The organism is Daejeonella lutea (assembly GCF_900168015.1).
Taxonomy (GTDB): domain Bacteria; phylum Bacteroidota; class Bacteroidia; order Sphingobacteriales; family Sphingobacteriaceae; genus Daejeonella; species Daejeonella lutea.
This window is the reverse complement of the sequence record NZ_FUYR01000001.1, coordinates 322,729-349,672: the sequence shown is the minus strand read 5'-3', so window position 1 is coordinate 349,672 and position 26,944 is coordinate 322,729. Positions and strand designations below refer to the sequence as shown.

Below are 26,944 nucleotides of genomic sequence, written 5' to 3'. Positions count from 1 at the left end.
CTTGATACTTGATACTTGATACTACCTTACTGATCAAACCCTCTCAAATACGGTTTCGCCGGCGGCCTGGCTCCTTTACTAAACTGCGGACCACGCGTTGATTTATATTTCACGTTCAAAGCTGGAGTTTCCAGTCGGCGTCCAACCGGAGAATATTTTCCATTCTCCCAATTAGATTCCATATAGAAATTGGTAATGCCTGAAGAAAGCAGGAGGCGTTCGGCATTGAAAGGCTCTTTTTTAGTGACCATCATTTCTGTGATCCAGTGTGGCTGCGCATTAGATGCATGATACTGATCAAACGGACCAGGCCATCCCAGCATCGAAATTATCGTTGGCTCGCTCTTACCCTGGATCTCGCCGGCGTAAGTCCACCCTGCCCCGCGCGCACCAATTACCGCTGCCTTTGTTCCATCATTATACTCCACCAGGCACATATTTGTATTCCCCTGTTTCATTGTCTCCGGCTTCATGTCAAAGCTTTTTGCGACGGCATCAATAAGCTTGCCCGCCCATGGATTACTTTCAACCCATTTCCAGGTTTCCGGACCGCGTATTGATTGCACCGACTTAACCCCGCTCTCCCCGCCCTTGCGGCGCTCTACGAAACACTGCAGCACATCTATAGCATGGAAAATAGCACCCTCATCAGCGGTGCCGCCAAGTACAACTGAATTCTTTATTGGAGTATCGATCTCAATTTCAATCTCAGGTTTGCGGAAATAAATTGGAATAGAGGAACCTCCTGTTAATGGGAAATTTAACTCCCTTGATTTATCAAACATCCATTTTGTTTCGTCCCAATTATAAGAAAGGTGCTTATCGTTAAAAACAGGCACTGAACGTTTACTCTGCTCAAAAACACGTACAACCTGGTTGTATATCCACCAGCGTGGTAATAACCAATGACCTTTTAGATCAGTAGCGTATTCACCATGCTCGGCGACAATAACAACCCCGTCAACGGCAAGTTCTTTACCGCCAAGCATAACCGCCTCGCCTACACTTTTATATACCGGAATCCCTTTATTTTTCGCCACTTTTTGTGCCAGCTGACTTTCGTCATGCTGGTGAAGATAGATAGACACCACGTCAACGCGTGAAGGGGTATAAGCACCGTCCCACCAATAACCGTCGATAAGTTTATTCACTATCCAGTCGGCGTGCGACCGTGTTGCTCCCCAATAGCTGGCAAGAACAGCTATCCGGGGCCTTGCCTGCGGAGTACGGGGAAAAGCTGAGGCTACATTACCGGTCAGAGCTGTCAGGCCAACAACACTGGCCATTGTCAGCATTTCACGCCGGGTAAAGACCGGGTTAGAGTCTATAATTTCATTGATTGGAAATGAATCTGCCGACCCGGCAGCAGTTTCGTCTTGTTTTTTTGCCATAACGTTTTTATCTCTTGTTTAGGAATGAATATACTGCCCGTCATTGAATCTATCCGGAAACTAAATTAACAATAGTTTCAATGATTAGGAATGGATAGACAAACCCGGCATGTAACAAATCTGGTTGACAGAGTGACGATACTATGGACGCTGAAATTATCTTGTGCTATGAGTCGAATCCCCGAATGTAAGGCCGGTCGGGTGGCCGCTGGCCTTTGTTGTGTAACGATCCTCTTGTTGTACGATACCTCATATTCAGAAAGGGTGTAAGGATCCGGCGCCCAACCACCAGATATTTTTCCCCGTCCCAGTTAGACTCGTTGAACTGGTTCGTTATACCTGTTGAGAGAAGCAGGCGTTCAGCATTAAAGGGCTCCTTTTTGGTAAGCATAGTTTCGGTGATCCAATGCGGCAAAGCGTTCGCGGCATGATATTGTGAGAAAGCCCCCGGCATACCGATCATAGCAGTAACGAAGGGTTCCTCGCGCCCTTCAATTTCTGCAGCGTAGGCCCACTTGTCACCAAGACCGGAAATAACCGCGCCCATTGTTCCATCATTATACTCTACAACCAGCACACTCGGCCGTCTGTATTCTCGTAGGATAGCTGGGATTAAATTCAGGCTTTTTGCCACCGCATCCAGCAACTTTCCTGCCCATGGGTGTCGCTCCACCCACTTCCAGGTTTCCCGTCCCCTGATATTCTGTACAGATTTTACTCCCGTTTCCCCGCCCCTGCGCAGTTCAGCGAAACATTGGAGCGTATCTATACAGTGAAAAATCGCTCCTTCGTCGTGGGCTTCACCCACAACCACCGAATTTTTTATAGGAGTGTTTATCTCCAGGTCAATATCCGGAGTTCGAAAGTAAGTGGGAATCGACGAACCGCCTGTCAACGGGAAATTCAACTCTCGCGATTTGTCAAACATCCATTTGGCTTCGTCCCAGTTATACGAAAGATGTTTATCATTAAAGACAGGTACCGAGCGTTTGCTGCGCTCGAAAACACTCACAACTTGCTGATAGATCCACCAGCGCGGCAACAGCCAGTGCCCTTTAAGATCCGTCGCGTAGTTCCCGTGTTCCCCTACAATGACGACGCCGTCAACGGCAAGTTCCTTTCCCCCAAGTGTAAGTGCATCAGCTACCGTTTTAAAAATTGGAATGTTTTTCGCTTTGCACGTTTTCTGCCCCAAAGGGCTCTGGTCTAGCTGATGGATATATACCGATACAACTTCAACACGCGACTCTTTATGGGTCCCCTGCCACCAATAACCATCCAACAATTTCACGATGATCCAATCGGCATGAGATCTTGTTGCTGCCCAATAGCTAACGACACAGGCGATGCGTGGCTTAGTTTGCGGACTGCCGTCCGAATGGAAAGGAGTGGTTCCTTTGCGATGATGAGTCATGTTTAATTATTTCTACAGATTATGTTGTTAATCGATGCAGTGAATGCTTTCTATGTCCAAAATAATCAAATCTCTATTCTTCCACAGCAAATCAGGCTACTATCAGAATATTTAATTAATATCAAAGCAACCAGGTTGCACAAACCTATCAAAAGACACCTATTTTCCTAAATCTTAGTATGCCTATTTCTCCAGCGAACTTAGAAATTCATTTTGACAGAAGAGCGGGGACTAAATTAAATCTTTACTCATTCTTAGGTCGAATACTATCTTTTGACGATGGGGTTAAACGGTAATCGGCATCAGTAATACCCTTAACTCCCCGGGGCTTTTTCCTTGATACAACAGTATCAGCAGGCCTGGTACGCAATTCAGGTCCGGAGGGGATATTTTGAAGAGGTGAAATCGCTTCTACCTCATTTACCGGATTTTTTATATCTTCTTGAATTTCGGGCGTAGCTGTTTCAGTACTAGATTTTCCTTCCGGGATTTTACCGTCAGCAGGAGTCAAGATGAGAATTGCAGTGTCCGGCTTGTTCGGCAGCAGCTGCTCCTGTTTGAATACGGCAGGCTTGTCTTTTAAGCTTTTATTAATCCGCGGGTTCTCTTTTGCTATAAAAAAGTAAATTATAATTGCTGTTAACAGGATGAACAGAGTGCCGCCCATCCACCAATTTGAGTTATTCAAACCACCCGAACCCGATGTGGGACCATTCGGCATCTCGATATTTAACTGATGCTCAATAGTAGCCCAGATTGCATCAGCCTGATCTGGCAACGGCAGCTCATGGAGCTTTTGTGCTATCAGCTGTTCGTATGTGGTTGGTTGACTCATACTGTATTTAAAGATTCTATTTTTTGTTGTAATGCTTTTCGGGCTTCGCTTAAATGCCATTTACTGGTTCCTTCGCTTATACCCAGGGTTTCTGAAATTTCTTTGTGTTTATATCCCTCAACTGCATATAACACAAACACTGCATGTGTAGCCGGTGGAAGTTTCTGAATCATGGTCATAATTTCGCTTGCATTCAAGCGATCCAGGGCAGCATTATTAATAGCAGGTTCTGCTACTGCTTCGATCTCCAGGTTGTCGGCAAACTTGATCCGGGCCTTGATATGATCCAGGCTTTCATTGATGATAATTCGCTTTACCCACGAATAAATCGTTCCTTTGTTTTCATCGAACGTATGGATATGTTTAAAGATCCGCACAAAAGCGTGACTTAGAATATCACCAGCATCAAGTTCATCCCGCGAGTAACGCATAGCGGTTGACATAGCAAATTTGTAAAGCAGGCGATAAAGCACTTCCTGGGCCCTACGGTCATTTGCCCGGCAGCCTTCCAAAATGAGCTTTATTTCTGATTCCTGTTTGATCACTGTTTTATTTCTGTAGGCGTTACAGCTTATTCTATCGTTCCAACTGTGCCCAGCTTTCGGAGAAGTATTGCCGAAGATATAGACGCCACAATTAACTTGGTTTCTTTGTCCAGATCGTTATAAATCCAAATATTATTGTCGTACGTATCAATAATACCAATTACCCCATCATCGATCCGTAGCTCATAGCCAGCGGGCATTTTAACCGGAAAATTAACATCTCTGCCTTGCGCGGTAGTTCCGTTTTTGGTACGTATAGTTCTGATTGTAATCGTTTCATCCCCGTTTTTGGCATATCCCTCTTCTTCAATATATGGCAAATCGAAAAAACGTTTCGCAGTATCTCTTTTTGCATCGTACCTGTTGTATAATAACACCTGCCATGGATCATCAAAATTTTGAACCAGGGGTAAAATAGCCGCCGAAAAGGTATAGTTATAATTTCTTGTTTGGGAAAAGTCTCCTAGCCATTTATTATTCGTTTTAATCTCGCTTTCAGTTAATTTTTTGTCCTCGAGACAGAATATCTTCGACTCAAGCCCATCCCCATACAAGCTGTACTGATATTTTGTATTTGACCTGGTTCTTTTATTGAGGTTGTCGACATTGAACATCTTTAAGATACGACCCTCTGCATTAAGGTCCCATGCATGGCCGGTTTTTTCACGGGTAAACACCCAATCGTTTTTTATTATGGAGGTGTTGTAATTCCCGAATTCGAGCGTCTGATTGATGGTGAAGCCATTCAATCCCTTGACGTGCATTTCCGTAGCTTGTTGTTTAAACTGATCCGGGATACCAAGCTTGATTGTGGAACATCCTATGGCACCAACGAAAAGTAACACAAGGATGGTATTTATTTTTAGTTTCATTCAACAATGCGTTTAGTTCATGATTCTGTCCGACGAGAAATGATCGGACAGAATTCAATGTTGATATTAGTTTACCAGCGCTTCAATTGCGGTAATAAATATCTGATTTTTTCATTTTTTTTGTTGTAAATCTTAATAGTATTTCCTGGCTGTTCTTGAGCAATTAGGTTTAATATTCAAAAGTCGCTTTCGTTTCCGGGAGCGGCTTATCATAGCTATAGGATGTCGTTCTATGAGTCGGATAGCTATATTGATCATATGAATAAGTATAGTATTCAATTGGATTGCTGCTGCTCAGGGTTTCCTTCTTACCCGGGTTATTGACAAAAAAGCTTAGTGGCTGTAGGATATAGTCGAAAGTCGTGGAATTCTTTGCATACTTTTTAGAATCAAAGTTCGAAAACTGCAATTCGGTTGAGCGTACAAATGTTTTACTGCTTTCAACATACCAGAAGTAGGTATAGTGGGTCAGGTTACCTGCACCATCATAGCTAAAATTGGTTTTTGATCTCGGGGTAATTGCCCCGTCAAGCGAAACATTGAATTCGGCATAATCAGCCAGCTGCTTTTTTGCATTAAACTGGAACTTATATTTCCGAAGTGGTCTATTAAACTTATCAAAGCTTAAGGCCTCACTCCATACGTCGCCACTATAAAAGTATTCTGTTCTGATGCCATCTTTATTACTGATTGAAACGATATTTCCATTTCCATCATATGTGTAGGTATACTCATCTCTCCGCACTATTGATGTTCCTTGTACACTGTTATATTGAGTAACATAATGTAGCAGGTCGCCTCTTGAATTGTACCTAAACTCTTTGTAATCCAGGGCGGCCCAGATGATTTTCTTCAGCAAACCCGGAACAACCGGTATAGAAGGACCTGAAGGATCCGCTGCCGGTGGTGCCGAAGGGTTTCCAGGATCAGAAACTCCTGAGCTATCAGGAAATGTAGGTACTTTGTCTGCAGGTACCGGCAGATTCGGAGATGGTTGTTGAGATGTCGGCTTATTTTCCAGGGGAATTGGAAGTTCTGCTTCCTCACATCCTGTTATTGAAAAATACACTGTTGAAATTGCGATTACGCTTAAGGTTTTAAATAAGTTGTTCATATTATTTCTATCTATTTTATCACAATACCCACCACCGAAATAGAATGGTTGGGTAAGAATGAAAAAAAATAATTAATATTAAATTGAATGCTTGGCTCTCATTGCCAGGGTATGTTACTTTATCTCAACAGGTCCTTTTGAGGAGACGATTTGCATGAAAATATACCTTTAGGAGTATTAAATAACCCCTTGCGTCTGGACATGGATGTCGGCATCATCTAAACTGGAAAGTGTAGCCAAGAATGCATTAAACAAATTTTGAAAATAATAGCTCAGCCGGGAGCAATAGCTACATTGTGGCAAAATAACTGTCGGGACTGCTGTGTACTTGCTACGAGACTGCTTCGCCCCTGTTCCTGAAAGTCATCCGAAAAAACAGGATCGTAGCGAAGGTTTTGCGAAGCGCTACCGAAGCGCTACCGAAGGTTTTGCGAACAGCTACCGAAGCGCTAGCGAACACTTTGCGAACAAACAGCGAAGAATTACCGAAGACTTTGCGAAGATTTTGCGAACAGTTACAGAAGAATTTGCGAACTAGTCCCGGCGCAGTCTCGAAGCAGTCTCGAAGCACTCCCGAACGACAATAACGGATCCAGGAGGCCATATAAGGATTACTTCTGTTGTATATCAATATTTTTGTAATTTACAGCACAATGGAACACGTCAAATTATTAAATGCAATCATTAATACAGCTATTGACGGCATCATTACCATCGATTATCGGGGCATTATAGAATCGATGAATCCGGCTGCCCTAAAGATCTTTGGATATGATGAAGCAGAGGTGCATGGAAAGAACATTTCTGTCCTGATGCCTGAACCAGATAAGAGTGCACATGACAGTTATCTCCACCGTTACCAATCTACTGGCGAAAAAAGAATAATCGGGATAGGCAGGGAGGTTCTGGGGTTGAAGAAAGACGGCAGTACATTCCCCTTTCGTCTGGCAGTCAGTGAAGTCGAGTATGAGAACAGAAAGATTTATACTGGATTTATTCATGACCTTTCAAAGGAGAAAGCTGCAGAACGTTCGTTAAAAGATTACACTGCCCAGCTTGAAGAACGCATCAAAGAAAGGACTGCCGTGCTTCAAAAGCTTGTAAATGAACTTGAACAGGCAAAAGAAGATGTCAGTATTTCGCTTGAAAAAGAAAAGGAACTTAATCACTTAAAAACAAGATTCGTGTCTATGGCTTCGCACGAATTCCGTACACCGCTTAGTTCGGTTCAGCTTTCAGCATCGCTTATAGAAAAATATGTTCATAAACCGGATCCGGATAGCGTCATCAAGCATACCGGTAAGATTAAAAATTCTGTTGGCCAGCTCACGGGAATACTCAACGATTTCCTGTCACTTGAGAAACTGGAAGCAGGAAAGACAGAAGCGGAATTTCAGGAATTTGACATCGTTAAGTTTTCTGAAGATCTGATTGAGGAAATGCAAATGATCGCCAAGCAAAATCAAAATATTGTTTACCAGCATACAGGCACCGCCAGTACAGTTAATCTTGATCCTGCATTGCTGAAGAACTCCGTCATCAATCTGATATCAAATGCTATTAAATACTCCGGTGAGAATACATTTATTGAATTCAATACCGAGGTCAGTGAATCGGGCCTGGTTATAACAGTAAAAGACAATGGAATCGGTATACCCGAAGAAGAACAGAAAAACCTTTTCGAACCCTTTTTCCGTGCCCATAACACAGGCAACATTCCCGGGACAGGCCTCGGCTTAAATATCGTTAAACGTTACGTTGGACTAATGGGCGGCGAGGTATTTTGTAAGAGTGCACAAGACCACGGAACTACTGTTACTTTATTATTCAACAAATTATGAAGAAATCGAACAGCACTGTCCTAGTAATAGAGGATAATCAGGATATCCGTGAAAGTACTGCCGAGATACTCGAATTGGCCGATTACCAGGTATACACGGCTGAGAATGGTAAAAAGGGCGTCGAACTGGCTCAAAATCACTTGCCTGACATTATCCTCTGTGACATTATGATGCCTGAGCTGGACGGGTATGGTGTGCTTTATATGCTAAATAAGAATGAGAAGACTGCGGACATCCCTTTTATTTTCATTACAGCCAAAAGCGAACGGGTAGACATGCGTAGGGGGATGGAAATGGGTGCCGACGATTACCTCACCAAACCTTTCAGTGATATGGAACTATTAAATGCCATAGAAGCACGGCTGCAAAAAAGGGCAGCCATCGTAAAGGGTGCTGGCAGCACAGGCTCGCTGGAGAACCTGCTGGACGAGGCCCGGTCGGTGAAACTGCTTACTGAACTTTCTGAAAACAGCAGGCAACGCAGCTTTAAGAAAAAACAAACTATATTTTCGGAAGGTGACCAGCTATCGCATGTTTTCATGATCAAGGCTGGTGGCATCAGGACCTTTATGATCTATCAGGATGGACGGGAAATCGCTACCGGCATGCTGGGGCCAGGAGAGTTTTTTGGATATGAGTCGGTAATTTTGAACAAAGCCTGTACGGATAATGCCGAGACGCTCGAAAATACCGAGTTATACCTTATCTCGCGTGATGACTTTAACACCTTACTTTTTAAAAATCCGGGTATTTCCAGAAAATTCATCGATCTCCTTTCGGGCAATGTGCGCGAAAAACAGGAACAGCTACTTAAACTTGCGTACAATTCTGTACGGAAACGCGTGGGGGATGCTCTTGTAAGCCTCGCCGAGAAATTTGGTGAGAAAGATTCTGATACTGTCACAATACGTGTTTCAAGAGATGATCTCGCCGCCATGGTCGGTACCGCAAATGAAACTGTAAGCCGCACACTAACCGACTTCAAAGACGAACATCTGATTGAAAAGGAAGCCAGCAATATTAAAATTCTATCCCTTAGCAAACTGCGAAAAATAAAGCAATAAGTGACGGAGATCACTTCCGCGCCTGATTAATCTCATAGCTAACATCTGCCCGGCAACTTAATTTTGTTGTAAATCATTGGGCAATGAAAGCAGTAGCGTATAGCATAAAGTCATGCGAAAAAGAACCCCTGATAAGGGCGAATAGTAAAAAACACGATATAACCTTAATATCGAACAGGCTAACTCTGGATACGGTTTCGTATGCACAGGGCAAGGAAGCAGTACTCGTATTCTCGAGTGATGACCTCTCTGCACCTGTCATACAGAAACTTAAGGAGCTGGGAGTTAAACATATTTGCACACGCTCTACCGGTACCGATCATATCGATATAAAAGAGGCTGAGCGACTGAAAATAAGTGTTGGTAACATCCCCTCCTATTCGCCGGAATCAATCGCGGAACACGCGCTGGCGCTGATGCTCTCCCTAGTACGAAATATTATTCCTTCGCATACCCAGATAATGCAGTATGATTTTACACTGGATGATCTTGTTGGATGCACTATTCATGGTAAAACGATCGGTATTGTTGGCTTCGGCCAGACCGGAAAAACGCTCGCAAAGATCCTGCAGGGATTTGGTGCAAATGTATTAGTAAGTGATGTCCAGGACATTTCTCATGAAGCAGCAGCATTGAATGCAAAACAGGTTGACAATGCCAGGCTGTTTCAAGATTCCGATATTATCTCATTTCACGTACCACTTAACGACGAAACGCGCCACCTGGTGAATGCCGTCAGTATAGCAGATATGAAACCGGGCGTAATTCTGGTCAACGTAAGCCGGGGAGCAGTATTTAATTCTAAAGATGTTTATGATGCCCTTCAAAACGGACACATCAGTAAGATTGGCATGGATGTCTATGAATTCGAGCACAACGTTTTTTTCTTTGACCACACCCGTTCCCGCATTGACGACAAGCTGCTGAAAGCATTCATCCAGAATTCGAGAGTGCTGCTCACACCGCACCAGGCATTCCTGACCAGAGAAGCACTGCAGATAATCGCTACGAGAACAATTGAGCACCTCGATAAATGGGCAGGGATGAGCAGTACAGAGAAAGATTTTGTCAGCATTGCGGGCAATGAACCGGTGCCAGCAGTCTTAGCGGCTAAACAATGAAGAGTTCCGATCTGACCAAAAAATATAACGTAGCAGCACCCCGCTATACCAGTTACCCTACCGTTCCATACTGGGATGTTGAGAATTGGGATCAGGGGAAATGGTTCAGCTCCGTACGCCAGTCGTACAATGAGAGCAGCGAGGACGGAATTAGCGTCTACATCCATTTGCCATTCTGCGAAAACCTGTGCACCTATTGCGGATGTACTACACGCATAACTAAAAACCATGCAGTTGAAGGCCCTTATATAGATGCCGTTTTAAAAGAATGGCAGATGTATTATCGTGTTCTGGGCGGGAAGCCCCGCATCCGGGAGATCCACCTTGGTGGTGGCACTCCTACGTTTTTCAGTCCCGCGAACCTCCAGCGTCTCATGGATGGCATCCGAAGCAATGCTATAATTCTTCCTGAAGCTGAATTCTCTTTTGAGGGACACCCGACAAACACCACACCTGAGCATTTGAAGTCCCTTTACGATTGCGGTTTCCGCAGGATAAGCCTGGGAATACAGGATTTTGATCCGCTTGTTCAGGAGATCATTAACCGCCGGCAAACCGTTGAGCAGGTCAGGGACGTAACTCTTGCTGCCAGAAAACTGGGTTATAAATCTGTCAATTACGATCTGATCTATGGCCTGCCACTTCAAAAATTGAGCAGTGTTGAAAATACTACAGCCGAAGTAATAAAGCTTAAGCCCGACCGAATCGCGTATTACAGTTACGCGCACGTTCCATGGCTGAAGCCAGGGCAAAGACGCTTTACCGAGTCAGACCTGCCCGCAGGGGACGAAAAACGGGCCTTGTATGAAAGTGGTCGCGACCTGCTCCTCCATTCGGGTTACTGTGACATTGGAATGGATCACTTTGCGCTAAAAAACGACAGTCTGCTGGCAGCCGCACGGGCGGGCAGGCTACACCGTAATTTCATGGGATATACTCATCAATACACAAAACTATCCATTGGACTCGGTGTCTCCTCGATCAGTGATAGCTGGTATGCTTTTGCACAAAATGTAAAAACCGTAGAAACCTATCTAAAAAATATAGCAGAGAATACTTTCCCCCTTGTCAAAGGACATATCCTTAATCAGGATGACCTGGTCATCAGAAGGATCATTCTGGATATTATGTGCCGCGGACAGGCAATTCTTCCTCCGGGCAATCCACAGGAATTTGAGTTTCGTGAGAGACTTGAGTCATTAGAACAGGATGGTCTGGTAGAAATTTCTTCGAATCAGCTTCGCGTAACACCAGCCGGCATGGCATTTCTGCGAAATATATGTATGTGCTTTGACCAGAAGTTATGGTCGAATGCTCCTGATAGCCAGATCTTTAGTACCGCAGTTTAATACAAAAACCTTATGAGCCACACATTTCACATACCTGTGCTGGGCCTTGGATTCTCCATTGATACCCCGCTTAAAATAGCCCGATATGGTATTTCTTCAGTAGTCTCCATCGTAGACGATGACCTGATCGAACGGATGCGCGAGTACCACTTTCCCGATAAAAACGGTTTTGAAGCCATTGCTAAGAACGAACCCGAATACCGGTCGCGTCGCATTACAGCTTATCTCAATTTGCTGAACTTTTTGGTGAATACCCAGCACGAAGCACTTAAACTTCAGGGCTTCACACCCGGGTCTGACCTGAGCCGGTACTTTGATCTTCTTCCTGCTGATTCGGCGGAGAGACGTAGCTATGAGAACATGCTGTCAGAACGTAATCCATACAAGAAAAGCTGCATGCAGAACCGTCTGCGTGCACAGCTCCGTAAGGGCGCGATCGATGTAAATATTATGTCAAAAGTGGATAAAATGAACACCACAAAAGGTGAGGATCAGCGTGAACGGCTTTCCGACGCCCTGGCAGCCCTCAAAGGTTTTGCAGAAAGTACACTCCGATCCTCAGTAGTTCTTTCAGCGGGATTGAACCCCCGCTTGTATACATTCATTGAAGAGTTCGGGGATTTCTTTCCGGTTGGCAGCCGTTCTCCTGAAAAAAAGATCATACTTAAGGTCAGTGACTACCGATCAGCATTTATACAGGCTAAATTCCTTGCAAAAAAAGGTCTTTGGGTGCATGAATTCCGCATCGAATCGGGCCTTAACTGTGGCGGGCACGCCTTTGCCACAGAAGGCTTTCTTTTAGGACCCATCCTGGAGGAGTTTAAAGAAAAAAGGGAAGAAATGAGGGCTGAATTGTATGAGTCTTATCACGCGGCACTTTGCGCAAAAAGATATGAAGTTGCCTTTATCCCCGAGCTAAGAATCACCGTACAGGGTGGCATTGGTACAGCGGAAGAAAATGACTTCCTGATCCGTCATTTTCAGCTCGATGGAACAGGTTGGGGCAGTCCATTCCTGCTGGTACCTGAAGCAACAAATGTAGATGAGGAAACCCTGAAACAGCTTGCAAATGCTACGGAAAATGACTTTTATATCAGCGGAGCTTCACCACTGGGCATACCCTTTAATAATTTCAGAAATAGCTCAGCAGAAATTCAAAGGATTAAGCGGATAGAGGATGGTCGCCCGGGAAGTCCCTGCACCAAAAAATACCTTGTGTCTAATACGGAATTTACAAACGAGGCTATCTGTACCGCCTCCAGGAAATACCAGAACCTGAAGATCAATGAGCTCAATAAAAAAGCACTTCCAGAAACTGAGCATTTAAAAGTATTCAACGAAATTACAGAAAAAGTGTGCCTCTGTCAGGGCCTAGTTTCCTCTGTATATATCAAGAACGGTATGGTTAAAGCTAAAGAAAATCGTGCAGTAACTATTTGCCCGGGGCCCAACACTGCCTACTTCAGGGATATATATTCACTTGATGAAATGGTAAAACATATTTATGGGAAGCTTAACCTGTTAGAAGGCATTTCCCGGCCCAATATGTTTATTAATGAAATCAGGCTTTATATAAACTACCTGAGAAATGATACCGAGACTAACTTGCGTGATATCAGCGACAAGAAAATTAAGCAGCTTGAAAAGTTTAAGGAACAACTTCTGAAAGGAATTAATTATTACGAATCAATGCTCTCAGACCATGGACTTTATCCATCAGGAATTGCCCGTTCGTTTAAAAAAGATTTGCACCAGCTCCGGGAACTGGCAGAACTTGTACGTACCCCTTTATTAGGCTAAAATATTGGAAAAAACAATTCTATCAAAAGACCAATTTGTAAACGATTGGTCTTTTTTTATTTCTTTTCAGCGAGCGGTTTGCGGTTTAATGATGCTATAAAGAGAATTCCTATCCCAGCAAGAAGAATTGTTGACGCACCGAATAGCAGAAGCTGAATATGAGGAACAACTTTGTAGCTCAATGCTGCTACTCCTTGTATCATCAGAAACAATTCGTTTATAATTACTCCTGCCACGAATAGGTATAATCCTCCCAGCATTAATTTCGATGTAAGGATGAGTTTAAGGGAGGTTACATAAGCAAGAATAAATATGGTAGTTACACCGAGAAGAACCAGATGCAGATAACCAATTATAATCGGACGAAAACCGTACGATAACTGGCTAAGCTGGGGATGTATCGAACCGGATTGAAGAATAAGTTTAATAGTGAATGCGAGAGCGGACAAGACAAAAAGCAATCTGCCTGGTTTTGAAAACTGATTCTTAATACCTCCGATATTCTTTATAACAACTTGCAGTATCAAAACCCAGCCTGCAAGTTGTGCAAAAACCGCCGCCAGCAATAAATAATAAATAGTGTTCACAAAAGGCATCCATAATACAGACAGGAAATATCCCGGTACACAAGCTGCGCAAAATAGATAAAATGCCGTGCGAAGCTTCATTCCTGCGCCGTCAAACGCTTCTAACTTATCTGCCAGCAAGCCCATCCCAGCAAACAAAAACCAGCCATTATACTGGAAATGCAGGAAAAAATATACGGATCCAAGGTACCAATCTTGATCTGCCAGCTTCTGAACCATCTGATAAGCAAGTGCAAAGGGACCTAATGCGGAAATAACGCCGAAGATTAGAGCCCATTTGAACCACTTATGACTCACCGGATTTCCACTGATCCTGCTGAGATCTTTCCAGTAATAAATAGCAAACAGGAGAAAAACAAAGATTGATAGCGTTGAGAAGCTTATGGAATAGAAAGCATAGCCCTGCAGGATGAAAGAAATAAGCATTCCATAAGATGTGATCAGGTTCGCATACAATAACAAGCGATATCTCGAATAAATTTGCTCTCCCAACTTAAGGCCCAGGTAGTAAATCAGTAAGACCATCAGGATATGGCTTACCCAGCCAGAAAATGCAAAGTGCGAGTGGCTATGCAACACATTTTTTTGATCCAGCCAGGGAAGTGAAAATGCAATTTTATAGCGTAAAGTAAAGCCGAGAAGGGCAACCAAAAACAGGTTGAAAAAAGAGATATTAATCCACTTCGATATAAACATTATCCTTTTTTGGCCAATTTACCTTTCAATGAGCCCGGGCTATATGATCTCAATCATATCCTTGCAAAACACTTTGCCTTTAGATATTGAGAGTTCACCTTTTTCATGCATATGCCGCATGGTACGGATAACCGTTTCAACTCGCAAACCCGTCATTCCTGCAATCTGCTGGCGTGTGAGATTAAGTTTATGGCACTCGCCGCAGAAATTCTTATTTTCTGACTTCAGGTAATTTATCAGGTTGATGATTCTCGTCTCCGGACTGTTAGATGACATGGATTTGAAAACAGAGTATTTGAACCTCAGCCGTTTGGTTAAAATCCTGTTGAGTGAGAACAGAATATCTGTATTTTCTTTGAGGAGATCGAGGAAATTAGTTTTATGAAGCCTGATTAGTACTGAATCTGTATTGGCGATAGCAGTTGCTGCATACGGTCCATCATCAAAAAGAGGAAACTCTCCAAAAGACTCATCGTGTTCGACAATAGCATGGATACACTCACGACCTTCCTCATCTATATTAAGCCAACGGATACTACCGCTAACGACTTGAAAGTAATAGTTACAAGTTTCACCTTCAAAGAAAATGGTTTCATTGGAACTTACCTTTTTGTAAGTACCTCCCCAGGCCAATAAAACATTGATATCTACCATATCTTAAATTAATAACCAAAAATAAGGGCTGAGAAGATGGCAAACAGTGACGACCCTTACCTGAAAATGTGACCTTCATCATATATGACTCAACGCATAAAATGGGCGTTGAGGGATGGCTACACTTGTATAAGAAAACCAAACCAAACAATATGAAAAAGCTTCTTGTAATATGCATGGTCATCGCATTCGTCACATTTGTGGCTGCATGTGGAGGGAACGACAAGTCTGCGGAAAACACCACAGATGCCACTGAAACAGCAACAACTGAAACTTCTGAAAATCCTTCTTATGATCCTAATCGCGGGGAAGGTAAGTTTACAACTGTCGAACTCGGACCGCTCGACAGTAAAAAAGCCGAGCTGGGCGACCAGGTATTCCAGGTTAAGTGCAGCAGCTGCCATAAACTTACCGACGAAAAACTTGTAGGACCGGGATGGGCCGGTGTAACAGAACGCCGCAAACCAGAATGGATCATGAACTTCATTACAAATACCGATGTGATGATCGATAAAGATCCGGAGGTTCAGGCACAACTCGAGCTTTGTCTGGTACGTATGCCTAATCAAAATCTTTCAGACGACGACGCGAGAAATCTCCTCGAATTTATGAGAAAGAACGACGGAGCGAAATAGTCGGTCAAAGCAAAATCCGTTTTTACTTTCCTGGCAGGCATCTAAAAAGGTGCTGTATAGGCCCCTTTTGCCCAAAAATTAAGAATATATAAATCTGTTATAATCACAATAATGAAGATGAAAACAAAATATGTCCACGGTATGGTTGCCCTGGCATTATTAGCGGGCCTCAATGGCTGCAAACCAAAGAATGCCGGTTCGGTTGTCAGCGGAGATGCTGCGGCTAAAGTATATGTCGCACCGGGGAAGTATGACGAATACTATAATTTCGTATCGGGTGGTTTCAGCGGACAACTTTCAGTTTACGGCCTTCCGAGTGGCAGGCTGCTTCGGGTTATACCTGTATTCTCAGTCGACCCCGAAAAAGGATGGGGTTATTCCGAAGAGACCAAGCCTATGTTAAATACCTCGCATGGCCAGGTGCCTTGGGATGATTTGCATCACGTATCAATGTCGCAAACCAATGGCGAAATTGATGGACGCTGGGTTTTTGTAAATGGCAACAACACACCTCGTGTAGCGCGGGTTGATTTGAAAACCTTCAGGACAGCTGAAATTTTAGAACTTCCGAACAGTGGTGGTAACCACTCCTCCCCTTTTATAACTGAAAATTCCGAATATATTGTTGCTGGAACCCGGTTTAGTGTGCCACCGGATGACAAGAGTGGAGATGTGCCAATCAACACCTATAAAGAAAATTTTAAAGGAACGATCAGCTTTATCAGTGTGGATAAAGACAAAGGAAACATGGACGTCGCGTTCCAGTTACAGGGTCCGGGTGTGAATTTTGACCTGAGCCATGCCGGTAAGGGAAAATCGGCAGGCTGGTTCTTCTTCAGTACGTATAATACCGAACAGGCCAATACCCTTCTGGAAGTTAATGCTTCCAAACGTGATAAGGATTTTATCATGGCAGTAAACTGGAAAATGGCTGAGAAGCTGATCAAAGAGGGAAAGGGCCGTAAACAGGCAGTCAAATATGCAAGCAATCGCTTCGACGAAAAGACACACACTGCTACATCCACTATAAAAAATCAAGTTACCGTACTCGATATCCGTGATTATCCGGGACTCGTTTATATGATCCCCTGCCCTAAGTCGCCGCATGGTTGCGATGTTGATCCTACAGGTGAATATATTGTTGGCAGCGGCAAGCTTGCAGCTTTAATCCCAGTATTTAGTTTCGACAAGATTCAAAAAGCAATTGCTAACAAATCTTTCGACGGTGAATACGAAGGCATTCCAGTAATCAAATACGAAGCTGCACTTTATGGTGAAGTTAAAAAACCAGGCTTAGGACCTTTGCATACCGAGTTTGATGACAAAGGGAATGCGTATACATCTATGTTCGTTTCCAGCGAAGTTGTGAAATGGAATGTGAAAGATCTGAAAGTTCTTGACCGTGTTCCTACCTATTATTCTGTGGGCCACCTTATGATTCCAGGTGGTGACAGCAGGAAACCTACCGGTAAATACATGGTAGCTTACAATAAGATCACTAAAGACCGCTATTTGCCCACTGGTCCGGAATTGTCCCAGAGTGCTCAGTTATATGATATCAGCGGAGATAAAATGCAGCTGATCCTGGATTACCCAACAATTGGAGAACCGCATTATGCCCAGGCAGTATCAGCAGATGTAATTAAGGCCAACTCCGTTAAATTCTTCAGAATAGAAGAGAATAATCACCCTTACGTCGCGAAAGGCGAAAGCAACGCTAAAGTATTTAGAGAAGGGAATAAAGTCCATGTAAATATGACCCTGATGCGCTCACACCTAACGCCGGATAATATTGAAGGAATCAGGGTTGGCGACGAGGTGTATTTCCACACCACTAACCTGGAGCAGGATTGGGATGTGCCGCATGGATTTGCCATTAAAGGCGCATTAAACGCTGAATTGTTGGTGATGCCGGGTGAAACGACCACTTTAAAATGGATTCCGACTAAAGCAGGTATGTACCCAATGTATTGTACTGATTTCTGCAGCGCTCTGCACCAGGAAATGTCAGGATACGTCCGCGTTTCTCCGGCAGGAAGTAATGTTCCAATCAGTTTCAGCACAGGCACAAATATGCCGAAATCAGATATGCAGCCTAAAAACACAACTGCTGCACCTAAAAAATAAAAGCAAACTCCTGAGAGGCAGGAGGATTGCTCCTGTCTCTTTTTATTTTACAAGTATGAACAATAAGATAGAAAATTCTACCCGCTTACTTCTTGGGCTGTGCGGTTTATGCTTGATAGTAGTATTGTTCACACCAATCTGGAGAATAGATCTCACTGCACCGCAGTATCCTGAAGGCTTATTTTTAACTATCCATGCTAACAAACTGGCTGGCAATGTGGATATCATTAACGGGCTCAACCACTACATTGGAATGAAGACACTCCATGCAGATGATTTTATTGAATTCAAGGTGCTCCCGGGAATCATTCTATTCTTTTCAGGTTTGTTCATCTTAGCAGCATTCCTGGCCAGGCGAAACTTCCTGAATATTGCATTCAGGCTGTTCGTAGCCTTTGGTGTGCTGGCTATGGTAGATTTCTGGAGGTGGGAATTTGATTACGGCCACAACCTTGATCCTAATGCCGCTATCATCGTTCCCGGCATGGCTTACCAGCCACCATTGATTGGTTTTAAACAGCTTTTGAATTTTGGTGCCTATTCAATGCCCGACATTGGGGGTTGGATATTTGTAGGTGTAGGCGCCATACTCCTGTATCTGGTAATAAAAGAATGGAAAGTCAGCAAAGAGAAACCACGACTTAATCAATCAAAAATCATTAGCCCGATTGCATTGCTGTTGATCCTGAATTCATGCAGTAATGCTCCGGTGCCCATTAAACTTGGTAAAGACAACTGTCACTTTTGTAAGATGACCATCAGCGATGAAAGGTTTGGTGCCGAAATCGTAACTAAGAAAAGTAAGGTTTTTAAATTCGACGACCCGCATTGCGCAACCTCCTTTTTGAACAGCAATACAATTCGACGGGAAGAAATTGCAGGAATATACTTTGTAAATTTTAACAAACCTCACGACCTTATTGATGCCGAGAAGGCACATTTCCTGCAAAGTCCCTCATTGCGCAGTCCAATGAACGGGAACATTGCATCATTCAGCCATAAAGATTCACTTGAAAAAGCTGTTCTTACCCACTACGGCAACATCACTACCTGGGAGGACATGCAAAAGTGAGAACCCTTCTTTTAACAGCAATTGTATTTATGGTTTTACCGGCAGTCGCCAGTACATTACATGTTGGTGCAAAACGCATTCATCGAACCATTCAGTCCGGAATAAATGCTGCTAAAGATGGTGATACAGTAGCCGTCGATCCCGGTCACTATCGTGAAAGGAACCTGACAGTGAATAAAAGAATAGTGCTGTATGGAATTGGATACCCCGTACTGGACGGTCAGAATAAATATGAAATCATTTCTGTATTTACCGGCGGAGTTACTATAGCCGGCTTTAAGCTTACACACTCAGGAAGATCAAGTTTAGAAGATTTAAGCGGAATTAAGGTGTACAACAGCAATGGAGTAACAATAAAGAATAATATCCTGGAAGATACCTTCTTTGGGATTTATATACAAAACGGATCCAAATGCATAATCATAAACAATCGTCTCAAGGGTACCGCTGTTGAAGAACAGCAAAGCGGTAATGGAATACATTGCTGGAAGAGTGACAATCTGACAATAAGCGGAAATACGGTAAGCGGACATAGAGATGGAATTTATTTTGAGTTTGTACAGCATGCGCAGATAAGGAAAAATGTCGTTTCAAAAAATCTGCGGTATGGACTTCATTTCATGTTTTCAAACGATGATACGTACGCCCAGAACGTATTCCAAAATAACGGGTCGGGTGTTTCTGTGATGTATTCTAAACGGATTAAAATGATCAGTAACCGGTTTGAAGAAAACTGGGGAGATGCGGCTTATGGCATTTTACTGAAAGAAATTTCTGATGGGACCATGGAAGGTAATTATTTCACAAAAAATACGAGCGCGATTTACATGGAAGGTGCGAACAGAATCACAATGAAGCGTAATACTTTTAAAGATAACGGCTGGGCTTTGAAAATCCAGGCCAGTTGTATGGATGTTGTTCTGGAACGGAATAATTTTATTGGCAATACGTTCGACGTAGGTACCAACGGCTCACTTGTACTTAATACATTCAAAAACAACTATTGGGACAAATATGAAGGCTATGATCTGAATAAGGATATGATTGGCGATATTCCATTCAGACCAGTAAGTATGTATTCAATGATCGTTGAGAAGTTCCCGGCTGCAATGATCCTGTTTAGGACCTTTATTACCACACTGCTTGACAAGACGGAAAAAATTCTACCAAGTTTAACTCCCGAAAATTTAAAAGATAATGAACCTCTAATGCGGAAAGCATTTTAGGCAGGCTGCATAAACATCATGATTCGGATAGAAAACATCAGCAAACAGTTCGGGAAATTAACAGCGCTGCATAATATTAGCACCAGCTGCGACAAGGGTGAATGTATTGCTTTGATCGGACCAAACGGGAGTGGAAAAACAACTCTTATCAAGTCTATTTTAGGGATGGTAATACCAGACAGCGGGAAGATTTTGTTCAATGGATTGGATATATCCGGCAACTGGCAGTACAGGGAAGAGATTGGCTATATGCCCCAGATTGGACGTTACCCGGATAATATGAATATTGGTCAGGTACTTGATATGATGAAGGATATCCGCAATAACAATAGAGCGTTAGATGAGGATCTTATTCGAGGGTTCTCAATTGACAAATTACTTAATAAAAGAATGCGCACACTCTCTGGAGGTACCATTCAGAAGGTGAGCGCCGCACTTGCTTTTCTTTTTAATCCGAAAGTTCTTATTCTGGATGAACCTACCGCCGGACTGGATCCTGTTGCATCTGAGCTTTTTAAAGAGAAAATAGTTGCTGAGAAAGAAAAAGGGAAGTTAATTCTGATTACCTCGCATATCTTAAGTGATTTAGATGACCTGGTAAGCAGAATTATTTACATGCAGGACGGGAAGCTGATTTTTCATAAAAGCATAGAGCAGCTGCGGAAGGATACAGGTGAAGAACGTTTGGTTAGATCAATAGCACAGGTAATGGCAGAGAACTATGAGTAAGATTATAAAATATGTAATTGCAGACATCCTCCGCAACAGGATCGTAATTATTTACACTTTGTTTCTGCTTGCTTCTTCACTCACTGTTTTTAGCCTGGAAGACAATAATAGTAAGGGTTTACTTAGCCTTCTGAATATAATTTTGATAGTGGTTCCGCTGGTCAGCATAATATTTTCAACCATATATGTTTACAATTCAGCAGAATTTATCGAACTGCTGGTCAGTCAGCCATTGAAGCGGAAATCGATCTGGTTGAGCATTTTCACAGGCCTGGCTGCATCACTGTCACTAGCATTTCTTATAGGAGCAGGCTTGCCTATTTTAATTTATCAGCCGAGCACCATAGGAATTACTATGCTTCTTTCGGGGATTATACTTAGCGTTATTTTCGTGGCCATAGCGCTATTGGCCACTGTTCGTACCAGAGATAAAGCAAAAGGTATTGGGGTTGCAATCATGTTGTGGCTGTATTTTTCGCTGCTATTCGATGGTTTTGTACTTTTCCTGCTGTTCCAGTTTTCAGACTACCCCTTGGAAAAGGCCATGATCGGAATAAGTGCACTTAACCCTATCGATCTGGCGCGCATCCTTATTTTGCTGCAGCTCGACGTTTCAGCAATGATGGGGTATACTGGCGCGGTATTCAAAGATTTTTTCGGGACATGTCCTGGTTTACTATTTTCCTGCGTCATTTTGTTGCTCTGGGTCGGATTGCCACTTTGGACATCAACCAGAAAATTCAAATCTAAAGATCTATAAATGAAAAGGCACGAATCCTTAGCTCCTCTATCACGTGAGCACCATGGAGCACTAATACTTGCACGTTTACTGCAAAAAGGAGCACCAGCCTATAAGGGTCTCCCTGCAGATCCTGCCGGGAAAGCACGTTATGCGCTTCAATTTTATGAAAATGAATTGACGCAGCATTTTATCTACGAAGAGAAGATGGTACCCGTACTGAAGGATATAAACCCTAAGCTCGATGATATGCTGCGGGAAATGTCCGAAGAGCATGTTATACTCCGTGAATTGTTCAGCCAGCTAAACAACCCAAAGGACCTTTCGGCACAGCTTGATAAACTAGGTAAAGCGCTTGAAAAACATGTACGGAAAGAAGAACGGGAAATCTTTCCCCTTATCCAGGATAGCTGCGATCCGCACCTTCTGAGTAAAATCAGTACTTTATTTCATGAACAGTGAAAAACGATATCCGGAACCGATCGGACATTGAGCTGTTTGTAGAGGTCTTCTATGCCGAGCTGACGAAAGATAAACAGCTGGCATACATTTTTAAACAACTTGCTCATGTAAACTTCTCTTATCACCTGCCGGTGATGTATAACTTCTGGGAAAACATCATGCTCTGTAAAGGCACGTATGAGGGGAATCCGATGGCACTGCATAAACATCTGCACGAGATGGGTCCGCTGAACGAAATTCATTTCAGGCATTGGGATAAAATATTCGCACGAACGCTCGACACCTTATTTGCCGGACCTAATACCATTCTTGCAAAAAAAAGGGGGCTCGCCATTTCAGCCGTATTGCGAAAAAAGGTTATCCAGTCAGAAAAGTTATCAGGCAGAAAAAATCCCCTCTCGGGGATTGATTAAATTTAAAGCGATTTACTATTTATTTGCCGGCGGCAAAAGCACTCCATCCACTGTATGTATAATACCATTAGAAGCGGGTACCGATGCTACAATTGTAGCTGAGCCGTTCAGCAAAATCTTTCCGTCTTTCTTGCTTACGGTAACATTCCTTCCGTTAACCTGACCCAACACTTGCCCGTCCATTAGGCTTTCCGATTTAAATACACCAAGCGAAACATGGTATTGTAAAATATCTGCCAGGTTATCCTTTTTTTCCGGAGCAAGCAAACCTTCAACAGTTCCGGCAGGGAGTTTTTCAAAGGCTGCGTTGGTGGGAGCAAAAACAGTAAATGGCCCGGCATTGCTCAGTGCATCAACAAGCTCAGCCGCTTGCACTGCCTTCACAAGTGTTGTATGATCTTTACTTCCAGCTGCAACCTGGACGACGTTTTTTTGTGAAAGGTCATCCTGAACACCCGACTGCCCGCTGTGCGAGTCTAGTGATTCGTTGGTTACCACTGCAGCGGGTCCGCTGTTGCAGCTTAATGCAATTCCGCATACTGCGGTAAGCGTTAATTTTAAAATACTTTTCATGACAATTTGGTTTAAATCAATTTGTATACAAAATATCGCGTTTGCAGTGCCAATAAAATGATTGAAATTACATAAAAAAGTTGTTTTGGGCACAATTAACGCAGTAATTGAATCTGCTTTAACTTAGCTCGTCCCGGCCACGCGCCGAGATAAATTCATAAGACCAGGCGGGCTCCCAAATAAGATCTATCTTAACTTTGTAATCGGGAAATCCGTATATCAGAACATTTTCCGCGCTGCCTGAGATGGCTGCTCCCATCGGACAGCCACGTGATGAAAGGCTCATCGTAACTACAATGCTTTTCGAAGCTTCATTCGTCTCCAATCCGTAGATGAGTCCCATATCCACGATATTTATTCCAAGTTCCGGATCCATTGCGAATCTAAGGGCAGTAACAGCGTTACGCCGAAGGATAATATTTTCTGGTGTATATGATGTCATCGTTTCATGTCTTGGTGGGTGGCTGATGAAAAATGATCACCAGAATATTCGCAAGATATAACAGGGAAACAAAAAGGAAACACGTTAGCCCAATGTTAATAAGGGGGTTTGATTTTAGTAGCATCCCCATAAAAAAGGCCACTACAAATGCCACGTACAAAATGAACTGCACTTTGAGCCACTTTTGTCTGAACAGCTCAGCGGGAAGGGGTATTGGCATTTTACCTGCCAGGTGCTGGTAGTGTTTTGCCCAGACAATATAGGGGAGGGTTTTAAACGACTGGCCCAGTACAAGGGAACTAATCCATCCCATCAACAGCAGTGAGCCATAAAGTGTTGTATATTTCGCAGCCTGAGGGTCTGATTTGAGATGATAAAAGACTATTACAGGAAGCACAATTATACCAGCGCTTAGGAGTATAATTGCGACGAGCGTATGGAGCATGGGCAGATCGATTACTCTTCGAATCCGGGATTTAAAACAGGCAGCAATGTAGCAGAGCCAGCAGACTATACCTGACACGACTATAAGCGCTGCGAAATATGTTCTGATATTAAGCCCAAAAAAGTAGGTGTCGGTAACAAAAAAAATCAGGCCTGCATTGATCAAATAATAAGTCCAGGAAAGAAGTCCGCGCTTTTGTTCCTTTGACACCAGAAACATAGGGATCAATTTCGAACTTACTCCTGTAATAAGCATTAAGAACCATCCCGCTAAACCCATATGTGCATGCAATTTCAGAAAAAGCAAATGGTCCTTTTGTAAAAAAGCATAACGGAAATTAAAGACCAGAATCGTACCCAGAAGTGCAGTGGCAATTAGCCATAAAACTGCTGTTATAATAAATTCCTGGTGAATGTCATCTCTGTTTTTTCTCGCTGTAAGAAATATAACGAGCCCGAACAATAGTATCCCTGAGAAAAGCAAAAAGCTTCCGCATTGCATAAGCAGGCCAGGTTCAAAATTCCAGAACGAATAAACCATGAGTATAAGACCGCACAAAAACAGAATAAGGCTGAGCCATGCTGTTCTGTAGCTATATAGTTCCGTTTCGAGAATTACCGGGAGCAGCTGATACACTGCGCCGAAGATGATAAGACTTGCCCAGCCCAGGGCGGCCATGTGTGTGATGGCCAATAATTGAGGATGAAAATAATGGCCTGTAAGGTTTCCTGCAGCAAAAAACATCATAACAGCCAGACCTGCAAAGCACATAGCAGAAATTAGATAATGGGCAATTACCAGCCTGTAGAGCGCCGGACGATGATTTCCATCTGTGCTCATACCTTATAGATTAACATATTCAATTTTCCGTCTGATGAATCCTCTGTGTAATAAGTATACCCACGGTCGGCCAGTTCCGGTAAAAGGTAAACCGGCAGCTTTTTGTGGTAAACAAAAAGTGCTTCATCTTTCTTCAGCACCTGCAGCTCTTCAAGAATTCTTATCATAGGCTGAGGCATTTCAAGGTCCCTGACATCGATAGTATGCAGCCGTTCTGGGCGGAAAGCATTGGCCTTTTGGTCAAAATCAACAGCCGAGATTACTTTTTCCGCTGCCAGCACAGGAGTTTGAGTTGGCACTGCATTGCCGCTGCTCCTGAGAAAAAAGGTGTTCACGAGACCCGGGCCTTCCTGCTGAGTCCAGGAATTGAATCCCTGCTTTTTAAGAAGGGAAATCAAAGGTATGGGCTCGAATGTATTTATAACTTTCAGGCACTCATCTGTTTTCATAGCCTTTAGCTCAGCAAGAATGGCTTTCAAAGGATCATTTCCTTCTGCAAGCAATGGTCTGACATCCAGCTCGAGCACTTTAAGCCCGGCTGCAGAATTGGTGGAATCACTCTGTACAATGCCAGTCTGTGCGAAATGGATTGAATTCTCAATTTCAAATCCCAGTGAAGACATTTTCGCCATGAAGTCTTCCGGATCACATCCACCTATCCGACAGGCTTCAAAAATGTTTACTCTGCTTGTGAGAAGATTTCGCAGAACCGGGTTTTTCAGCTTTCTGAAGTGCGGGTTAAAATCCGCCAGTGTATCAATCACCAGCGGATTTGCCTTTATTAGCGTAGAAATCTTTGTTTTGCCGTTAATGGGTAGTGTTTTCATTTTTTCACTTCGCTGCCCAGACTTTCCTTTTCCAGGGCTATGGCTTTCGGGAATAATATGTTATTTTCCAAATGAACATGATTGAAAAGATCATTTTCAAACTCCTGTAATTTTTTGTAGAGCAAGGTATACGAGGTGCAGGCTCCCTCCGGAAGCGTATAATCTGCGGTTAATTCACGTATAGCAGCCATCGCTTCGCCAGCCTGTTCGTGTTCCATTTCCATCATTTGAGTGGGAGTTTCGATGCTGTCAAACGCCGCAATCGGGCTAGCCTCGCCAGTTTTAGTATTCTGTACAAGCGCTTTGACATAAGGGAACACAATATTCTCTTCTTTCATCAAATGCAGGCTGAGGTCTTTGCCTACCTCATTGAAAATGTTAGCAATTTCTATAGTTTCGGGGTGGCCCTGTCGATGCACCTTTGCAACTTTATTGGCAAGCTCAGTTATAAAAGGCACGTTGTTCTTTACATAGTCGTGGTGGGTATTGATGATATAATCTGCCAGGAAATCAAGCGGCCATTCGTCGAACTTATGCCCGGCTGCCGGCTCCTGATTCTGCACAGCTTCTAATTCTGATATTATCTTTGCAGAATCGAGGCCTTTGGTAAGGCAAACTTCCTCCACGGTTTTCTTACCTCCGCAACAGAAGTCTATGCCGAATTTTTTGAAAACCTGTGCTTTCCTGTAATCTTTAGTGACCATTTCACCGATTGTTTCCACTTTGTCCTGTCCGTCGATTTTTCTAATTTTCACCTTCCAGCGCTCCGGGCCATTCTCGAGGTAATCCCATGTAAAAACATTTCCTCTTTCGCCAATCAGCTGATAATATAGGGGCTTAGGATCATGATCGTTATCAATAATAAAGCCTTCATTCGGGTTAAGGGAGTCAAATTTTTCAAAAATTCTGGGATGCTTGAATCGGGGTTCAATTTGTGTAACATCAAGTATATCTAAGATTTCCATGATTATAAATTTTGATTATACTGCAAAGGACAGGATATCTGAATCGATAAAACATGATCTCAATTATAAACGGCTTATTAAAAGAATGATCTTAATCACTAAGCCAGGAAAATATTTATCAAAAAAGTGATATAAATCATATAATCATATAAGGTGTGTCATTTCA

At 43.1% G+C, this 26,944-nt stretch carries 26 protein-coding genes; 13 read left to right on the top strand and 13 right to left on the bottom strand.

Annotated elements, in window-relative coordinates; all coding sequences use genetic code 11:
- Positions 1 to 26: 26 nt before the first annotated feature.
- The 6 genes from B5X60_RS01690 to B5X60_RS01665 all read right to left on the bottom strand — a co-directional run bounded on the left by B5X60_RS01690 (position 27) and on the right by B5X60_RS01665 (position 6,171).
- Positions 27 to 1,391, bottom strand: coding sequence for a hypothetical protein (locus tag B5X60_RS01690; RefSeq protein WP_079700835.1), 1,365 nt, complete (start codon positions 1,389 to 1,391; stop codon positions 27 to 29).
- 166 nt (positions 1,392 to 1,557) lie between these two features.
- Entirely contained in the window at positions 1,558 to 2,805 is a 1,248-nt protein-coding gene (locus tag B5X60_RS01685; RefSeq protein WP_221406181.1) for a hypothetical protein, read from the bottom strand.
- A gap of 244 nt (positions 2,806 to 3,049) precedes the next feature.
- Positions 3,050 to 3,640, bottom strand: a complete 591-nt coding sequence (locus B5X60_RS01680; RefSeq protein WP_079700834.1) for a hypothetical protein — start codon at positions 3,638 to 3,640, stop codon at positions 3,050 to 3,052.
- Positions 3,637 to 4,185, bottom strand: a complete 549-nt coding sequence (locus B5X60_RS01675; RefSeq protein WP_079700833.1) for an RNA polymerase sigma factor — start codon at positions 4,183 to 4,185, stop codon at positions 3,637 to 3,639. Before B5X60_RS01675 ends, B5X60_RS01680 begins: the two co-directional genes overlap by 4 nt.
- A 26-nt stretch (positions 4,186 to 4,211) precedes the next feature.
- Positions 4,212 to 5,057 (bottom strand): hypothetical protein, encoded by an 846-nt coding sequence (locus B5X60_RS01670; RefSeq protein WP_079700832.1) that lies wholly within the window; start codon positions 5,055 to 5,057, stop codon positions 4,212 to 4,214.
- 169 nt (positions 5,058 to 5,226) lie between these two features.
- Complete coding sequence (locus tag B5X60_RS01665; RefSeq protein WP_079700831.1) at positions 5,227 to 6,171, bottom strand: hypothetical protein; 945 nt, start codon at positions 6,169 to 6,171, stop codon at positions 5,227 to 5,229.
- Positions 6,172 to 6,824: 653 nt separating this feature from the next.
- On the opposite strand from B5X60_RS01665, the gene B5X60_RS01660 reads away from it, so the two are divergent.
- The 5 genes from B5X60_RS01660 (at position 6,825) to B5X60_RS01640 (ending at position 13,346) form a co-directional block, all read left to right on the top strand.
- Positions 6,825 to 8,012, top strand: a complete 1,188-nt coding sequence (locus B5X60_RS01660) for a sensor histidine kinase (RefSeq protein ID WP_079700830.1) — start codon at positions 6,825 to 6,827, stop codon at positions 8,010 to 8,012.
- Positions 8,009 to 9,076 carry a response regulator gene (locus B5X60_RS01655; protein WP_079700829.1) on the top strand — a complete coding sequence of 356 codons (1,068 nt, stop codon included), beginning with the start codon at positions 8,009 to 8,011 and terminating at the stop codon, positions 9,074 to 9,076. The genes B5X60_RS01660 and B5X60_RS01655 overlap by 4 nt, the downstream gene beginning before the upstream one ends.
- 83 nt (positions 9,077 to 9,159) lie before the next feature.
- Positions 9,160 to 10,197 carry an NAD(P)-dependent oxidoreductase gene (locus B5X60_RS01650; protein ID WP_079700828.1) on the top strand — a complete coding sequence of 346 codons (1,038 nt, stop codon included), beginning with the start codon at positions 9,160 to 9,162 and terminating at the stop codon, positions 10,195 to 10,197.
- The gene (gene hemN, locus B5X60_RS01645) at positions 10,194 to 11,546 is read left to right on the top strand and encodes an oxygen-independent coproporphyrinogen III oxidase (RefSeq protein WP_079700827.1); all 1,353 of its coding nucleotides are present in this window, start codon (positions 10,194 to 10,196) and stop codon (positions 11,544 to 11,546) included. Before B5X60_RS01650 ends, hemN begins: the two co-directional genes overlap by 4 nt.
- A 12-nt stretch (positions 11,547 to 11,558) precedes the next feature.
- Complete coding sequence (locus tag B5X60_RS01640) at positions 11,559 to 13,346, top strand: hypothetical protein (protein WP_079700826.1); 1,788 nt, start codon at positions 11,559 to 11,561, stop codon at positions 13,344 to 13,346.
- A 56-nt stretch (positions 13,347 to 13,402) separates the two neighbouring features.
- Here the strand turns inward: B5X60_RS01640 and B5X60_RS01635 are convergent, their stop codons facing one another.
- Together B5X60_RS01635 and B5X60_RS01630 are read right to left on the bottom strand one after the other, a co-directional pair.
- Entirely contained in the window at positions 13,403 to 14,629 is a 1,227-nt protein-coding gene (locus tag B5X60_RS01635) for a hypothetical protein (RefSeq protein ID WP_079700825.1), read from the bottom strand.
- Positions 14,630 to 14,668: 39 nt separating this feature from the next.
- Complete coding sequence (locus tag B5X60_RS01630; protein ID WP_079700824.1) at positions 14,669 to 15,283, bottom strand: Crp/Fnr family transcriptional regulator; 615 nt, start codon at positions 15,281 to 15,283, stop codon at positions 14,669 to 14,671.
- Positions 15,284 to 15,435: 152 nt separating this feature from the next.
- Between B5X60_RS01630 and B5X60_RS01625 the strand changes: the two genes are divergently transcribed.
- From B5X60_RS01625 to B5X60_RS01590, 8 genes are all read left to right on the top strand, one after another.
- Entirely contained in the window at positions 15,436 to 15,918 is a 483-nt protein-coding gene (locus tag B5X60_RS01625) for a c-type cytochrome (protein ID WP_079702264.1), read from the top strand.
- A gap of 111 nt (positions 15,919 to 16,029) precedes the next feature.
- Positions 16,030 to 18,045: a Sec-dependent nitrous-oxide reductase gene (gene nosZ / locus B5X60_RS01620; RefSeq protein WP_079700823.1), complete on the top strand. Its 2,016-nt coding sequence runs from the start codon at positions 16,030 to 16,032 to the stop codon at positions 18,043 to 18,045.
- 55 nt (positions 18,046 to 18,100) lie between these two features.
- Positions 18,101 to 19,117 (top strand): nitrous oxide reductase accessory protein NosL, encoded by a 1,017-nt coding sequence (locus tag B5X60_RS01615; RefSeq protein WP_079700822.1) that lies wholly within the window; start codon positions 18,101 to 18,103, stop codon positions 19,115 to 19,117.
- Positions 19,114 to 20,343 carry a nitrous oxide reductase family maturation protein NosD gene (locus tag B5X60_RS01610; RefSeq protein ID WP_079700821.1) on the top strand — a complete coding sequence of 410 codons (1,230 nt, stop codon included), beginning with the start codon at positions 19,114 to 19,116 and terminating at the stop codon, positions 20,341 to 20,343. Before B5X60_RS01615 ends, B5X60_RS01610 begins: the two co-directional genes overlap by 4 nt.
- Before the next feature lie 18 nt (positions 20,344 to 20,361).
- Positions 20,362 to 21,072, top strand: coding sequence for an ABC transporter ATP-binding protein (locus B5X60_RS01605; RefSeq protein ID WP_079700820.1), 711 nt, complete (start codon positions 20,362 to 20,364; stop codon positions 21,070 to 21,072).
- Positions 21,065 to 21,832, top strand: coding sequence for an ABC transporter permease subunit (locus tag B5X60_RS01600; RefSeq protein WP_079700819.1), 768 nt, complete (start codon positions 21,065 to 21,067; stop codon positions 21,830 to 21,832). Before B5X60_RS01605 ends, B5X60_RS01600 begins: the two co-directional genes overlap by 8 nt.
- Positions 21,833 to 22,273 carry a hemerythrin domain-containing protein gene (locus tag B5X60_RS01595; RefSeq protein ID WP_079700818.1) on the top strand — a complete coding sequence of 147 codons (441 nt, stop codon included), beginning with the start codon at positions 21,833 to 21,835 and terminating at the stop codon, positions 22,271 to 22,273.
- Complete coding sequence (locus tag B5X60_RS01590) at positions 22,270 to 22,686, top strand: group III truncated hemoglobin (protein ID WP_079700817.1); 417 nt, start codon at positions 22,270 to 22,272, stop codon at positions 22,684 to 22,686. Before B5X60_RS01595 ends, B5X60_RS01590 begins: the two co-directional genes overlap by 4 nt.
- 15 nt (positions 22,687 to 22,701) lie before the next feature.
- Here B5X60_RS01590 and B5X60_RS01585 read toward each other — a convergent pair whose 3' ends face one another.
- From B5X60_RS01585 to ric, 5 genes are all read right to left on the bottom strand, one after another.
- Positions 22,702 to 23,259 carry a fasciclin domain-containing protein gene (locus B5X60_RS01585; RefSeq protein WP_079700816.1) on the bottom strand — a complete coding sequence of 186 codons (558 nt, stop codon included), beginning with the start codon at positions 23,257 to 23,259 and terminating at the stop codon, positions 22,702 to 22,704.
- A gap of 118 nt (positions 23,260 to 23,377) precedes the next feature.
- Positions 23,378 to 23,701, bottom strand: coding sequence for a metal-sulfur cluster assembly factor (locus tag B5X60_RS01580; protein WP_079700815.1), 324 nt, complete (start codon positions 23,699 to 23,701; stop codon positions 23,378 to 23,380).
- 4 nt (positions 23,702 to 23,705) lie between these two features.
- A complete protein-coding gene (locus tag B5X60_RS01575; RefSeq protein ID WP_079700814.1) occupies positions 23,706 to 24,986 on the bottom strand; it encodes a hypothetical protein in 1,281 nt (426 codons plus the stop codon).
- Complete coding sequence (locus tag B5X60_RS01570; protein WP_079700813.1) at positions 24,983 to 25,813, bottom strand: DUF2249 domain-containing protein; 831 nt, start codon at positions 25,811 to 25,813, stop codon at positions 24,983 to 24,985. The genes B5X60_RS01575 and B5X60_RS01570 overlap by 4 nt, the downstream gene beginning before the upstream one ends.
- Positions 25,810 to 26,778: an iron-sulfur cluster repair di-iron protein gene (ric, locus tag B5X60_RS01565; RefSeq protein WP_079700812.1), complete on the bottom strand. Its 969-nt coding sequence runs from the start codon at positions 26,776 to 26,778 to the stop codon at positions 25,810 to 25,812. Before ric ends, B5X60_RS01570 begins: the two co-directional genes overlap by 4 nt.
- Positions 26,779 to 26,944 lie beyond the last annotated feature (166 nt).